Origin of the sequence: Ralstonia chuxiongensis (genome assembly GCF_024158925.1) — a bacterium.
In the GTDB taxonomy this organism is placed as follows: Bacteria; Pseudomonadota; Gammaproteobacteria; order Burkholderiales; family Burkholderiaceae; genus Ralstonia; species Ralstonia chuxiongensis.
On sequence record NZ_JAMYWC010000001.1, the window covers coordinates 659,310 to 672,687 of the forward strand.

General features: G+C 63.1%; 11 protein-coding genes. All 11 read right to left on the reverse strand.

The genetic code is table 11. The annotated features are described in order from the left end of the window. Positions 1 to 99: 99 nt before the first annotated feature. The 11 genes from NKG59_RS02845 to NKG59_RS02895 all read right to left on the reverse strand — a co-directional run bounded on the left by NKG59_RS02845 (position 100) and on the right by NKG59_RS02895 (position 13,377). Positions 100 to 1,995 carry a methyl-accepting chemotaxis protein gene (locus NKG59_RS02845; protein ID WP_253535054.1) on the reverse strand — a complete coding sequence of 632 codons (1,896 nt, stop codon included), beginning with the start codon at positions 1,993 to 1,995 and terminating at the stop codon, positions 100 to 102. Between the two features lie 225 nt (positions 1,996 to 2,220). After that, positions 2,221 to 4,065, reverse strand: coding sequence for a methyl-accepting chemotaxis protein (locus tag NKG59_RS02850; protein WP_253535057.1), 1,845 nt, complete (start codon positions 4,063 to 4,065; stop codon positions 2,221 to 2,223). 124 nt (positions 4,066 to 4,189) lie between these two features. Continuing rightward, positions 4,190 to 4,681, reverse strand: coding sequence for a chemotaxis protein CheW (locus tag NKG59_RS02855; RefSeq protein WP_045201950.1), 492 nt, complete (start codon positions 4,679 to 4,681; stop codon positions 4,190 to 4,192). 79 nt (positions 4,682 to 4,760) lie between these two features. Beyond that, on the reverse strand, positions 4,761 to 6,947 hold the full coding sequence (cheA, locus tag NKG59_RS02860) for a chemotaxis protein CheA (protein ID WP_253535059.1): 2,187 nt from the start codon (positions 6,945 to 6,947) through the stop codon (positions 4,761 to 4,763). Positions 6,948 to 6,965: 18 nt separating this feature from the next. After that, on the reverse strand, positions 6,966 to 7,379 hold the full coding sequence (locus NKG59_RS02865) for a response regulator (RefSeq protein ID WP_024978410.1): 414 nt from the start codon (positions 7,377 to 7,379) through the stop codon (positions 6,966 to 6,968). A gap of 25 nt (positions 7,380 to 7,404) precedes the next feature. After that, the gene (motB, locus tag NKG59_RS02870; RefSeq protein WP_045201954.1) at positions 7,405 to 8,352 is read right to left on the reverse strand and encodes a flagellar motor protein MotB; all 948 of its coding nucleotides are present in this window, start codon (positions 8,350 to 8,352) and stop codon (positions 7,405 to 7,407) included. Between the two features lie 77 nt (positions 8,353 to 8,429). After that, entirely contained in the window at positions 8,430 to 9,290 is an 861-nt protein-coding gene (gene motA, locus NKG59_RS02875; RefSeq protein ID WP_045201956.1) for a flagellar motor stator protein MotA, read from the reverse strand. Positions 9,291 to 9,801: 511 nt separating this feature from the next. Continuing rightward, positions 9,802 to 10,362 carry a flagellar transcriptional regulator FlhC gene (gene flhC, locus NKG59_RS02880; RefSeq protein ID WP_027679319.1) on the reverse strand — a complete coding sequence of 187 codons (561 nt, stop codon included), beginning with the start codon at positions 10,360 to 10,362 and terminating at the stop codon, positions 9,802 to 9,804. 76 nt (positions 10,363 to 10,438) lie between these two features. Then, complete coding sequence (gene flhD / locus NKG59_RS02885; protein WP_004627783.1) at positions 10,439 to 10,756, reverse strand: flagellar transcriptional regulator FlhD; 318 nt, start codon at positions 10,754 to 10,756, stop codon at positions 10,439 to 10,441. A gap of 861 nt (positions 10,757 to 11,617) precedes the next feature. Further along, entirely contained in the window at positions 11,618 to 12,514 is an 897-nt protein-coding gene (locus tag NKG59_RS02890; RefSeq protein ID WP_253535062.1) for an SMP-30/gluconolactonase/LRE family protein, read from the reverse strand. Continuing rightward, complete coding sequence (locus NKG59_RS02895) at positions 12,511 to 13,377, reverse strand: citryl-CoA lyase (RefSeq protein ID WP_253535064.1); 867 nt, start codon at positions 13,375 to 13,377, stop codon at positions 12,511 to 12,513. Before NKG59_RS02895 ends, NKG59_RS02890 begins: the two co-directional genes overlap by 4 nt. Between the last annotated feature and the right edge of the window lies 1 nt (position 13,378).

Consider the following 13,378-nt stretch of genomic DNA (forward strand, 5'->3'; position numbering starts at 1 on the left):
AACTAACCCCGTGTTTGGCGAGTCTTGATGCCCGCTTTCAGTCGTTGGCTGGCACCGTTACCGCAGGCCGCGCCAAGTTTGCTGTTGGCGAGGCTGGCGTCAGAAGGTGCTCCAATCATCTTCATCGGCAGAACCCGAGGCCAGCTTGAGGGTCGGGGCGACGACAGCCTCGGAAACGGCGGCCGAAACCACAACCGCAGCCACCGGTGCAACCGGGGCATGTGCTTCCTGGGGCGCTTTTTCCGTTTGTGCGGCGGGAGCCTGTTCCGGTGCTGCCTCCGGCGTCACTGGCGGCTTGGCCACCTTGCGCGAAGCCAGAGCGCGCGCCACCGAGGGCACCACTTCGGTCTTTTCCGGGCGGGCCGCGCTGCGGACGGCCGGCGCCGAAACGGCAGTCGGCGCCGCCACGGCCAGCTCGGCCGAGGCATCGGTGCGGAACGTCGCCACGGCATTGCGCAGCAGTTGCGCCTGTTCTTCCAGCGACAAAGCGGCAGCGGCGGCTTGCTCCACCAGCGCGGCGTTCTGCTGCGTGACCTCGTCCATCTGGTTCACGGCCTGGTTGACCTGTTCGATACCGGAGCTTTGCTCATCCGACGCGGCGGAAATCTCGCCCATGATGTCGGTCACCCGGCGCACGGCAACCACCACTTCTTCGATCACCGTGCCGGCTTCGGCCACCAGGGCCGACCCGTTGCGCACACGGCCCACCGAATCGCCAATCAGCTCCTTGATTTCCTTGGCCGCCGTGGCCGAGCGTTGCGCCAGGCTGCGCACCTCGCCCGCCACCACCGCAAAGCCGCGGCCCTGCTCGCCCGCGCGCGCGGCTTCCACCGCGGCATTCAGGGCGAGGATGTTGGTCTGGAAGGCAATGCCCTCGATCACGCCGATGATGTCGGCGATTTTCTTGCTGCTGGCGTTGATGCCGGCCATGGTTTCGACCACGCGGCCCACCACTTCACCGCCCTTGACGGCGATGTTCGAGGCGCTGCCCGCCAGTTGGCTGGCCTGGCGCGCGTTGTCGGCGTTCTGCTTCACGATGCTGGTGAGTTCTTCCATGCTGGAGGCAGTTTCCTCCAGCGACGAGGCCTGCTCTTCCGTGCGCTGCGACAGGTCGGCATTGCCGGCTGCGATCTGCTTGGTGGCGCTAGCGATGGAGTCGGCCGAACTCTTGATGTTGGTGATCGTGCCGGTCAATTGTTGCTGCATCTGCGCCATGGCGAAGAGCATGCTGTCATGGTCGCCGGGGCGAGTCTGCACGTGCACGGCCAAGTCGCCGGCGGCAATGCGGCGGGCAATCTCGGCCGCGTACGAGGGCTCGCCGCCCAATTGGCGCGACAGCCGACGCGCAATGACCAGACCCAGCACGATGCCGAGCAGCGCACCCGCGCAGGCCATCACGATCATCACCAGGCGCGAGCGCTGAGCGTCGTCGCGGGCCTTGACGGTGGACGCGGCAGAGACCTCCTCCACACGCTTGACCATCTTGTCGAGCGTCTTTTCAAACGCAGCGGTGTCGTCCAGCAGGCCGACGTTTTCGGCCGTGACGCGGCTGTCGAACTGGGTCGGGTCCAGGCCCTGCTTGTCCATCAGCGCCACGAAATCGGTCATGCGCTTGCCCCAGACGGGGTAGATCGCATCGACTTCGCGGATCATCTTCTTGCCTTCGTCCGACGTGAACAGCGGGCGCACGTTCTCCACACCGTCTTTCAGGTGCTGCATGCTGTCGGCAATCTGCGTGCTGAGCGTCTTGCGCTCGGTGAGCGTGGTGGCGATCAGCAGCGCCGTCTGCGCACGGCTGGCATGCGCCAGGCTGTTGGCCGCGCTGCCCATCTGCGTGATGGCGCGCATCTGCTTTTGCGCCAGTTCTTCGCTCGCTTTGGTCAACTGCGTGATCGTGTAGATGCCCAACCCGCCAATGGCCGCACCCATGGCCGCCACGATCAGGAAACCACCGGTAAGTACCGTGGACACCGGCAACCGCTTGATCCAACCCATGTTGTCTACCTCTTCCTGTTTTTTATATGCCCCCTAACCGCTATCGGCCTGCGGGGGACGGCTCTTTAGAACCGCCGTGGGGTCATGCCACTTCAGTGGGGGGTCACCCCGGCTTCAGCAGGCACTAGCCCAGGCAAAAAAAAACCTGCCCCGGAGGGCAGGCTGCACACCACAAACACACACGAGAGAGCTTTCGCGAGCAGCGAAGATCCCGTGCATACATGGTCAAAAGGTCTCCCAGTCGCTATCGTCGCCGCCTGCGGCAACGAGCTTGGGTACGGGCAACTTGGGCGCTGACGCAGCCGCTTTGCTCACGGCAGCGGCGGCGGTGCGCTCGCGTTGTTGTTCTTTGGCGCTGGCCGGCGCTGCAGTTGCAGCCGCGGCCTGCGCGATGGGTTCAGCGGTATTGCGTGCCGCAGCCTTCGGCTTGGCGGCGCGGCGCGGCGCGGCCTTGGCTTGGGGCGCCGGCTTGGCAGCCGCACGCGCGGCCATCGGCACGGTGGACACTGCGTTTGCCTGTGCACCGGCCGGCGTCCGGAACGCCGCCACAGCTTGGCGCAGCCCGCTGGCCTGTTCCTGCAGCGACATGGCGGCTGCAGCGGCTTGCTCCACCAGCGCAGCGTTCTGCTGCGTGCCTTCGTCCATCTGCGTAACGGCCTGGTTGATCTGCTCGATGCCGGCGCTCTGTTCGTCCGATGCGGAGCTGATCTCGCCCATGATGTCGGTCACGCGCTTCACGGCAACGACCACCTCGTCGATCACGCTGCCCGCTTCGGCCACCAGCGTGGTGCCGTTTTCAACGCGGCCAACCGAATCGCTGATCAGCTCCTTGATTTCCTTGGCTGCCGTGGCCGAGCGCTGCGCCAGGCTGCGCACCTCGCCCGCCACCACCACAAAGCCGCGGCCCTGCTCACCGGCGCGTGCAGCTTCCACCGCCGCATTCAGCGCCAGGATGTTGGTCTGGAAGGCAATGCCTTCAATCACGCCGATGATGTCGGCAATCTTCTTGCTGCTGTCGTTGATGCCGGCCATGGTATCCACCACACGGCCCACCACTTCGCCGCCCTTGACGGCAATGTCCGAGGCGTTGCCCGCCAGCGTGCTGGCCTGGCGCGCGTTGTCGGCGTTCTGGCGCACGATGCTCGTCAGCTCTTCCATGCTCGACGCGGTTTCTTCCAGCGCCGAAGCCTGCTGCTCGGTGCGCTGCGACAGATCGGCATTGCCAGCGGCAATCTGTTGCGTGGCACTGGCAATCGAGTCGGAACCCGAGCGCACCTGCCCCACCATCTTCTGCAGGCTTTCCTGCATGCGTTGCAGTGCCTGCAGCAGGCGGCCGGTTTCATCGGCGCGGTCCACCTGAATGGTGTGCGTGAGGTCGCCCTGCGTGATGTGCTCGGCCTGTTCAATGGCGCGCATCAGCGGCAGCGTGATCGAACGGCGCAGCGCCCACGTCAGCAGCCCGCCCACCAGAATTCCGCCCAACAGCAGACCCGTCGTGAGGGTGCTCAGCGCGTGGTGCTCGGCCTGGCTGGCTTCGTAGCTGGCTTTGGCCGCGTCCATCTGCAGGCGGTTGAGCGCCGTCACCTTGTCGCCAAGGGGGCGGTACAACGCGGGCATGACGTCCATGACCGTCTTGTTGATGCGCGCTTCATCGTGCGCCTGCAGCGCTTGCATCAGCACCTGTGCGCCATCACGCAGGAAGACGTCGCGCAGGCCCTGGGCCTCGTCGGCCAGCTTGCGTTCATCTGCCGTGGTGGGCAGCGCGCGGTAGCGCTTCCAGGCGGCGTCGGACTTGTCGAGGAACATCTTTGCGCGCTCGATCGTCTTTTCCGTGCCGGGCGCGTTGGGCGCCATGGCTGCGCGATCGAGCACGATGCGGAAGCTCAGGAGGTTGGAATCGGATTCAGCCAATGCCACGGTGCCCGCCAATTGCACGGCATAGCCGTCCTGCACGCGGGTGTTGGCGTGTCGCATGCCGATCAGGCCCGTCACGCCCACGATAACGGCGAGCACACCAATGCCCGCCATCATCAGCCCCAAACGGAGCCGGATGGTCATCTTGCTGAACATGCTTCCCTCCCCTAACGGCGCCGCACCAATTGTTACGGTGTCTTGTCGCCCACCGGGCCCCTTCGGCCCGGCCTTCATTTGCCATGAGCACTTACGCCGTGCCCCGGCCGGATTCATGTCGCGATCAGGCGGCTTCCGCTTCGTCGCACAGTGCCATGTCGGCCGACATCAGCAGGCGCTCGATGTCCACCAGGATCAGCATGCGCTCGTCGATCGAACCCAGGCCACGGATGTATTCCGTGTCCAGCGCGCCCGAGAATTCCGGCGCCGGCTTGATCTGCTGGCTTTGCAGCGTCAGCACGTCCGACACACCATCCACGACGATGCCGACCACGCGGTCCATCAGGTTCAGGATGATGACGACGGTGTACTGGTTGTATTCGACGCGCTCGAGCTGGAATTTGATGCGCAGATCAACGATCGGCACGATGATGCCGCGCAGGTTGATCACACCCTTGATGAAATCGGGCGCATTGGCAATGCGCGTGACGGTCTCGTAGCCGCGGATCTCCTGCACCTTCAGGATGTCGATGCCGTATTCCTCGCGGCCCAGCGTGAAGGCCAGGTACTCCTCCCCGCCGGTGTCTTCGCCGATCACGTGTTTCTTGACTTCCATTGCGGCTCCCCTCGGCCCCGTCGGGCCACTAGATTGAATTCGTTGTGGTGGTGGATCCCACCCTGCCAGGCGTGAACGCTTATGCCGCGGCCATCGCCTCGGTCGAGAAACGACCGCCCTGTGTTTCGCCCGTCTCGTGCTTTTCGGCAGTAACGGCACGCACCGCGTTTTCTGAATGGCCCGAGCGCGTCTCGCGCATCAGGGCCGACACGTCGACGATCAGCGCAACGCTGCCATCGCCCAGGATGGTCGCGCCCGAGATGCCCGGCACGCGGCGGTAGTTCGTCTCGAGGTTCTTGACCACCACCTGTTGCTGGCCAACCAGCTCGTCGACCTGCAGCGCGATCTTCTTGCCCTCCGAATCCAGGATCACGACGATGCCTTCCGAAGGATCGGGCAGCGTTGGCGTGATGCGGAAGCGTTCGTACATCGGCACCAGCGTCAGGTATTCGTTGCGCACCTTGAGCAGGCGACCGCCGCCCGGCACAGCCTTGATATCTTCCGGACGCGGTTGCAGCGATTCGGCCACGCACGACAGCGGGAGGATGAACACTTCTTCACCGGTCTTGACCGACATGCCGTCCAGGATCGCCAGCGTGAGCGGCAGCACGATACGGATGGTCGTGCCCTTGCCCTTCTGCGACTGGATCTCGACGTAGCCGCCCATCGACTGGATGTTCTGCTTGACCACATCCATGCCAACGCCGCGGCCCGACACGTCCGTCACCTGGTCAGCCGTAGAGAAGCCCGGCGCGAAGATGAGCTGGTTGATCTCGTCGTCGGTCATGTTGTCCGACACGGGCAGGCCGCGCTCGCGCGCCTTCTTGAGGATCTTGTCGCGGTTCAGGCCCTGGCCGTCGTCGCTCACTTCGATAACGATGTTGCCGCCCTGATGGGCAGCAGACAGCAGCAGCTGGCCGGTGGCATCCTTGCCGGCGGCCACGCGAGCTTCGGGCAGTTCGATACCGTGGTCCAGGCTGTTGCGCACCAAGTGCGTGAGCGGATCGATGATCCGTTCGATCAGGCCCTTGTCCAGTTCGGTCGACTTGCCGAACGTCGACAGCTCGACCTGCTTGCCCAGCTTGTGCGCCAGGTCGCGCACCAGGCGCGGGAAGCGGTTGAACACGTAATCCATCGGCATCATGCGGATGGACATGGCGGCCTCTTGCAGGTCGCGCGCATTGCGCGTGAGCTGCGACAGGCCGGCAAACAGGCGTTCGTTAAGCACCGGGTCGAAGGCCTGCGCGGTCTGCGCCAGCATGGCCTGCGTGATGACAAGTTCGCCTACCAGGTTAATAAGCTGGTCGACCTTTTCCACGCCCACGCGGATCGACGTTTCGGCGGCCACGGCCGGCTTGTGGTCAGCAGCGGCCGGGCGTGCCAGCGCCGGGGCGGCCGCAGCGGCAACCGCCTGAGCCGGCGCAGCTTCGTTGGCAGCGGGGGCGTGCACTTCCGTCTGCGCGGCTGCGGGCGTCGGTGCGGCGGAAAGGGCCTGAGCCGGCGCAGCGGCTTCAGCCGCGGCCGGCGCCGCGCCACCCACGTGCGGCGTGATGACGATCTGGTCCGCATCGATGATGAAGCAGCTCACCGCGATGATGTCGTCGGCGGTGCAGGTGGTCTGCAGCACGATGTCGCTGTTGCGGCCGGTGCGCGCGTGGCGCAGCACGGTGCCCAGATGCTTGAGTTCGGTGACGATCAGCTCACAGTCTTCGTTCGAGACATTGATGAGCTTGATGTCCAGGCCGCCGTCAATGTCGCCCACGGCTTCGGCCGCAGGCGCTTCAACCACCACGGGCTCGGGTTCCGGTACAGCCACCGGTTCGGGCGTCGCCACCACGGGCGCCGCAGCCACCGGCGCGGCGGCTACAGGAGCGCCTTCCTCGGCGGTCAGGCTGTTGAGCTTGGCCACCATGTATTCGAGCGTGGCCGTATCGATTGGGTGCTCTTGCCGATAGGCATCAAGTTGGCTTTTCAACACGTCTTTCGTTTCCAGGAAGGCATCCACCATGTTTTCGCGCAGCTGCAGGGTACCGGTGCGAGCGCGGTCCAGAATCGATTCCGCCACATGCGTGAGTTCCGTCATATGCGTGAAACCGAAAGTCGCAGCACCACCCTTGATGGAGTGCGCGCAGCGGAAGATGGCGTTCAGATCATCAGAAGAAGGGTTGGCGACATCGAGGTTGAGCAGCAGCCGCTCCATGTCGACGAGCAGCTCTTCCGCCTCTTCGAAGAAGGCGCCGAAAAACTGGCTAAGGTCGAGGTTCATATCTGTCGTCTCGGTCGTTTAATGCGTCGAAGCAGACCCGTGGGTCTGCGCGTGCCATTCGAGCAACTGCATCACCGAATCTGTCAGCCCATCCGGGTCGAACGGCTTGGGCAGAAAGCCCGTTGCGCCGGCAGCGCGTGCCTGATCGCGAATGGTGCTGTCAGCCTCGGTGGTCAGCATGAGGATCGGGGTGTCGGCGTAGGCCGGCAGTGTGCGCAGCGCGCGGATAAGGGTCAGGCCGTCCATCGACGGCATCACCTGATCGGTAATCACAAGGTGGTGGCTGCCCTGCGCGAGCGTGCGTGCGGCTTCCAGCGCAGCGGTGCCGTCGCCGGCTTCCGTCACGACAAAGCCGCACTCGCGCAGGCACGTGGCAATCATGCGGCGGATCGACGTGGAATCGTCCACCACCAGGATGTGTTTCTCGCTCATCGACTGTTTCTCCCCTCGGCGCTCTTTATGGCTTGCCCGCACTTACCGCATCGGCCACACCCGTGGCACGTGCAGCGGCGTCGGTCAGCGTGTCTTTGCCGTCATTGCGCAGGTCGGCCACCGGCTCGACCCCACCCGAGCGCACGGCTTCAGCGGCGCGTGCGTTGAGCACAACGATGCTGATGCGGCGGTTGATCGGGTTATAGATATTCGTCTTGTCCAGCGGCACCGATGCCTCCAGACCCACGACACGACTGACCTTCTCGGGCTTCATGCCGCCCGCCACCAGCTCGCGTCGCGATGCGTTGGCGCGGTCGGCCGACAGTTCCCAGTTGCTGTAGCCCTGTTGCGTGGCGTATTGCGTGGCGTCGGTGTGGCCTGACAGGCTGATCGGGTTGGGCACGTCGTTCAGCGCCGAGCCCAGCTCGCGCAGGATGGTGCGCATGTAGGGCTGCACCTCGGCGCTGGCGTTGGCAAACATCGGGCGATTCTGCTGGTCGACGATCTGGATGCGCAGGCCTTCGGTGGTCATGTCGATCAGCAACTGGTGCTTGAACTGACTCATCACCGGGTTCGTCTCGACCATCTCGGCAATCTTCTGCTTGAGCTTGTTCAGCGCCGCATCGTCCGACTCATCGCGGATGTTGCGCTGGCGCTGCACCGTCGGGCTCGGGCTCGGGTTCGGCTGCGGCACGTTCTGCTTGAGGGACGGGCTGCCCTGCAGGATGCTCGACTGGTCGCCCGAACCGGCACCGCCAAACAGCGCCACCTTTAGCGGCGTGCGGAAATACGTTTCAACCGACGACAGCTCGGCCTTGGTCACCGAGCTGAGCAGCCACATCAGCAGGAAGAACGCCATCATGGCGGTCACGAAATCGGCGTAGGCGATCTTCCACGCGCCACCGTGGTGGCCGTGTCCGCTTTTCTTGTTGCGCCGAATGACAATGAAGGTCGGCGTGCTGGACTTGCTCATGGTCCGTTCCCGTCTGTTTGTGCTGCGTCGTTAGCGGCGCGGCTCGTTGGCCGCGCTCTGTCTCATAGGTTCAAGCGCTAGGCCGTTTTGGCGCCGCGCACGTGGTCTTCCAGTTCTGCAAAGGATGGGCGCTCGGTCGAGAACAGCACCTTGCGGCCGAATTCCACGGCGATGGCCGGGGCGTAGCCGTTCATGCTGGCCAGCAGCGTCACCTTGATGCACTGGAACAACTTGGTCGATTCTTCGGCGCGCTGCTCCAGCAGCGAACCCAGGGGGCCGATGAAGCCGTACGCCAGCAAGATGCCGAGGAACGTACCGACCAACGCCGAGGCGATCAGCTTGCCCAGCTCTGCCGGCGGCAGGCCGACCGAGCCCATGGTGTGCACCACGCCCATCACGGCGGCCACGATGCCGAAGGCCGGCATGGCGTCGCCAACTTTGGTGATGATGCGAGCGGGTTGTTCGGCTTCGTGGTGGTGGGTGTCGATTTCCTGATCCATCAGCGCTTCGATCTGGAACGGATTCAGGTTGCCGCCCACCATCAGGCGCAGGTAATCGCAGATGAAATCCAGCGCGTGGTGATCTGCCTGGATAGCGGGGTAATTGGCGAACAGCGTGCTTTCGTGCGGGTTCTCGATGTCCGCTTCGATCGACATCATCCCTTCGCGGCGGATCTTGGACAGCACCACATACAGCAGCGCCATCACTTCCATATAGAGGGCCTTGGTGTACTTCGAGCCCTTGAACAGGCCCGGCAACGCCTTGACGGTGGCGTTGATGGCCTTTTTGTCGTTGCCGACCACGAAGGAGCCAATGCCGGCGCCGAAGATGATCAGCAGTTCGGTCGGCTGGAACAAGGGCCCGAGGTGTCCTCCGGCCAGCATGTAGCCGCCGAACACCGAGGCGAGAATCACGATGTAACCGATGGCAACTAACACGGGGCGAACTCCTGAATGGGCGATCCTTCGATCAATACAAGAGGGAATAACGGCATCCCCCCGGTTAACTGAAGGCTTGAGCGCCGGGTTTTGCTGCTGCGCGGTGCTTGGAAAACCCTGCCGCCGCGCCCTTCTTCACCAAGAACGGCAACAAAACGGGCGGCTTGAGCACCACCTGGCCCAAAGAGGGCTTCCCCCTAGGCCGATTCAAAGAAAAAGGGACGGAAATCGCTCTCCGTCCCGGCTTTTCGGCCGTCTTTCTACGCGCGGCGGCAAAAAAAATGCCGGTCCGCAGTTGCCTGCGACCGGCCTACCCCCTTCCCCTTTTGTCCTGCCTGAGCCCCTGTGCTTTTCCTGCTCTGTGTTCCTTGCTCTTTTGTTCTTTGTATTGTTATCTGCCGATCTGGCCGGCTATTCCCGTATTTCCCGTACTGCTACCCGCATTTCCCGTCCGCCCTTTTTGTACATCCCCCGGCGGTTCTGCAAGTCCCGTGTTCCTGCAATGCCGTTATCAGGCGTCGATCGTCTTTTCTGCGATCGCATCAACCGGAGCAGCGACGCGCTTTTTCTTTCCTGCGCGTGACGGCGGCTGGCATACACCACACACAAAATCATGGTGCAGGTCGTCTGCGTGGGCCACAAAATGGCCGGTGCAGCGCTTGCACTTCACGGTGTGCAGCATCTTTCCCTCGAAGAACTTCAGCATCATCCACGCACGGGTGATCGAGAGCACCTCTTCCTGTTCGTGGACGTGAATATGTTCCTGGTACAGCTTGTAGGCGGAGATCAGGCGACGCACACCAGTGCTGCGGCTGTTCTCGCCCAGAAAGCGGTAGATGTTCAGGAAGATCGACGAATGGATGTTCGGCGACCACGTCAGGAACCAGTCTGCCGAGAAGGGCAGCATGCCCTTGGGCGGCGATTCCCCACGGATTTCCTTGTACAGCTTGACCAGACGCTCACGGCTGAGCGTAGTTTCCTGTTCCAGCAGTTGCAGGCGCGCACCAAGCGAAATCAATTCCGCTGCGAGGTGGATCTGCTGAACTTCGTTCATGACGCTGGTGTGACGCATGGCACTGCTCCCGCTACGCTTGCTACTCATCCAAAGTGCAATCTCTGAACCCGGCGAAAAGGCCGCCGCAAATGGCTCAGCTGATCTGCTCAACCGCCTGACGTGCCAGCAGGATCGACATTTGCGATTGCTGCAGACCCTTGTCACGGTGCGGCTGGGTCACCAGACCCAGGATGGCGTGATCGTCGAAGCGGAAGCGGCACAGCATCATGTTCGTGCTGGCCAGCTTGACGATCTGCGCGGGCGACATCGTCAGCAGGATGTCAGCCAGTTCTTCAGAGATGCCGAGGCGAAACAGTGCGGCATCGCGATCCTTGGCCAGCATCTGCTGGGCAAGCATCAAGTAGGTGAGATTCAGTTCGCTGATCTCGGAAACAATGTCTTGCGTGTCCATGTACGTCCCGTCGTGTGCAGTAAAAGTACAACCTGCATCCGATCTCGCATGGTGATGTCCGGTTGGCGCTATTTTTTTGCGCCTACCCTCGCCGGGCTGTTCACCAATCCCCACGGATCGGATGTTCCTGCAGTCGGCGCCGTTGCCGGCACTTCCTGCTCCTTCTTACTCACGTCGCTAAAGACATGGCGAAGTTGTTTTCTGTTGAACACATTGTGGGTTTACGTCCGGGGTAAGTAAAGAAGGGGGGACCCCTACGTCGGAGGGGTGAGGTAGTCCGTTCTCTTGTAGGCGATTTTCCTACAAATCTGTTAATAAACGTTGCAAATGAAGCCTTTGCCGACGCAACAGCCCTGGGTAGACGATGCGCTAAAGCGGGCGTTTGACACGTATTTACCCCAATGAACGGCGAAAAATAGCAATTAAATTGCCTAAAGTTGTCTTAAATCGACAAAGAAGACGTCGCACTTCTGCGACTGTGAGCATCGGATGCCGGGTTAACCGCTTGTAGGACACTTCTGACCCACTCCTACACGCCCTGTAGGACAGTTCCGACCCGCTTTCGGCTGGTTTTGTAGGACCGCTCCTACAGTCAAATGGCGATTTTGTAGGACGACTCCTACTTGTTTGTATCTCTAAAACAGACACGTCAATCTAATCGATACAAAAATCGACCTGGAAACATACTTGCCTGGGTGGGAAAGGACGGGCCACGCACTTCCTTTTTTGCAGCGCGACAAAAAGTGGCGCAGGGTCGTCTGCGGAAGGTAAAAACGCGGGAATTTTGATGATCTGAGGCCGGCCTCGCTTGTAGGACAGCTGTAGGACAACGCGGGCATCTGGGACTGCCCGCATCTGGGCTCAGTCGTGGTGCGGCGGGGTCCAGCGGGCGCGCAATACGGTGCCCGTGGCAGATTCGGTGATGACGAGCGACTGCCCGTCTGGCGCGAGTGCAACGTTGGTGGTGGTACGCCCCCGGCACGACGTGATGCGCGCCAGCGGTTCACCATGCGGCGAGACGACAAACACCGCGCCCAGCGAGGCATGCGCGACGAACAGGTGGCCGGCGGCGTCCATCGCCATGCCGTCTGGGCCGCTGGTGCCGTAGAACTGCGCGAAGCGGCCGACCTTGCTCGTGCTGCCGTCAGCAAGCAGCGGCAAACGCCAGACGGCGTTGTCGCGCGTCATGGCAACGAAGAGCGCGGATTCGTCTGGCGTCAGCACCAGACCGTTCGGGCTCGGGCCATTGGCCAGCAGGCAATCGAGTCGCCCATCCGTGCGCAGCCGATACACACGGCCGGTCGGGTCATGCAGGCCCGTCTGGCCTTGGTCGGTGAAATACACATCGCCGTTGCGGGCGACGATCAGATCATTAGGGCCTTTGAAGCGCTCGCTGTTGCGGCGAGTCAGGAACGGCGTGACCGCGCCCGTCGCGGGATCCAGCGACAGCAACCCATTCTTGTAGTCCGCAATCAGCAGCGTGCCGTCGTGGCGGAGCGCCAGGCCGTTCGGTTCGCCGTCGTATTGCGCGACCACATCCCAATCGCCCTGCGCAGAAACACGCAGGACGCGGCCATGCGGAATATCCACCAGCCACAGATTGCCGTGCGCATCCCAGCACGGCCCTTCCAGAAAGCAATCGACCGGCGCCCCGCCCTTGTTGGCGCGGGACCATTCGGTCGGCACCGGGCGGCGCAGCGCGGCGGGCATCTCCGCAAAGACGGTCGTCTCGACAATGGGCCAGTTGAAATACGTCATGGCACAACCGTCGCGTAGGAATCAGCCAGATGGCGCGTCGCCTCACCGGTATAGCGATACGGCAGTTGGCGCGGCATCGGGCCCTTGTTGCGCTCGCCGCGGCTGCTTTGCTCCCAGGCGTGCGCCAGGATGCCAACAGCCCGCGAGAGACAGAACACGCCGCGCGCCAGCGGCGCCGCAAAACCCAGTTCTGCATAGATGACAGCCGTGGCGCCATCGATGTTCATCGGGATCGGCTTGCCCTTGCGGCCGGAAAGCAATGCTTCGATGGCGCGGCCGATGGCGGCATAGCGCCCGCCGACCACGCCGTCCTGCGCAGCCTCGTCCACCAACGCAAGCAGGCGCACCGCGCGTGGGTCGACGGGGTGGAAGCGATGCCCGAAGCCCGGCAGGTACTTGCCATGCGCCGCGATGAACGCGTCGACACCCGTCGCCGTAGCCGCCTCCAGCGAGGCCCCGTCAAACATGCGCGCCTCGATATCGTGGAACAGCTCGACGGCCTGCTGCCCCGCCCCGCCGTGCACGTCGTCCAGCGCATTCAACGCAGACGCCATCGCACCGTTGAGCGGCAGGCCGCAGCTCGTCGCCATCTTGGCAATCGCAATGGATGGCGCATGCGGGCCATGATCGACGGACGCCACCAGCGCCGCTTCCAGCAGCGCAGCCTGACGCTTGGCAGGCAACTCGCCGCGCAGCATCAGCCAGATCATTTCTGCAAAACCAATCTGGCCGATCAGCTCCTGGATCGGGTAGCCGCGTACGTGGATGCGGCCGGGTTCGATGTCGATGATGTCGGTGCGCCAGTAATCGGCAGCGAGGCCGGCGGCAGAATCGATTGCGTTGGGGGCAGGTGCGGTCGTCATG

Excerpts from the sequence above, each read along its gene's own strand:
- NKG59_RS02845 (WP_253535054.1), bottom strand. The coding sequence starts at position 1,995 with ATGGGTTGGATCAAGCGGTTGCCGGTGTCCACGGTACTTACCGGTGGT.
- NKG59_RS02850 (WP_253535057.1), bottom strand. The coding sequence starts at position 4,065 with ATGTTCAGCAAGATGACCATCCGGCTCCGTTTGGGGCTGATGATGGCG.
- NKG59_RS02855 (WP_045201950.1), bottom strand. The coding sequence starts at position 4,681 with ATGGAAGTCAAGAAACACGTGATCGGCGAAGACACCGGCGGGGAGGAG.
- cheA (WP_253535059.1), bottom strand. The coding sequence starts at position 6,947 with ATGAACCTCGACCTTAGCCAGTTTTTCGGCGCCTTCTTCGAAGAGGCG.
- NKG59_RS02865 (WP_024978410.1), bottom strand. The coding sequence starts at position 7,379 with ATGAGCGAGAAACACATCCTGGTGGTGGACGATTCCACGTCGATCCGC.
- motB (WP_045201954.1), bottom strand. The coding sequence starts at position 8,352 with ATGAGCAAGTCCAGCACGCCGACCTTCATTGTCATTCGGCGCAACAAG.
- flhC (WP_027679319.1), bottom strand. The coding sequence starts at position 10,362 with ATGCGTCACACCAGCGTCATGAACGAAGTTCAGCAGATCCACCTCGCA.
- flhD (WP_004627783.1), bottom strand. The coding sequence starts at position 10,756 with ATGGACACGCAAGACATTGTTTCCGAGATCAGCGAACTGAATCTCACC.
- NKG59_RS02890 (WP_253535062.1), bottom strand. The coding sequence starts at position 12,514 with ATGACGTATTTCAACTGGCCCATTGTCGAGACGACCGTCTTTGCGGAG.
- NKG59_RS02895 (WP_253535064.1), bottom strand. The coding sequence starts at position 13,377 with ATGACGACCGCACCTGCCCCCAACGCAATCGATTCTGCCGCCGGCCTC.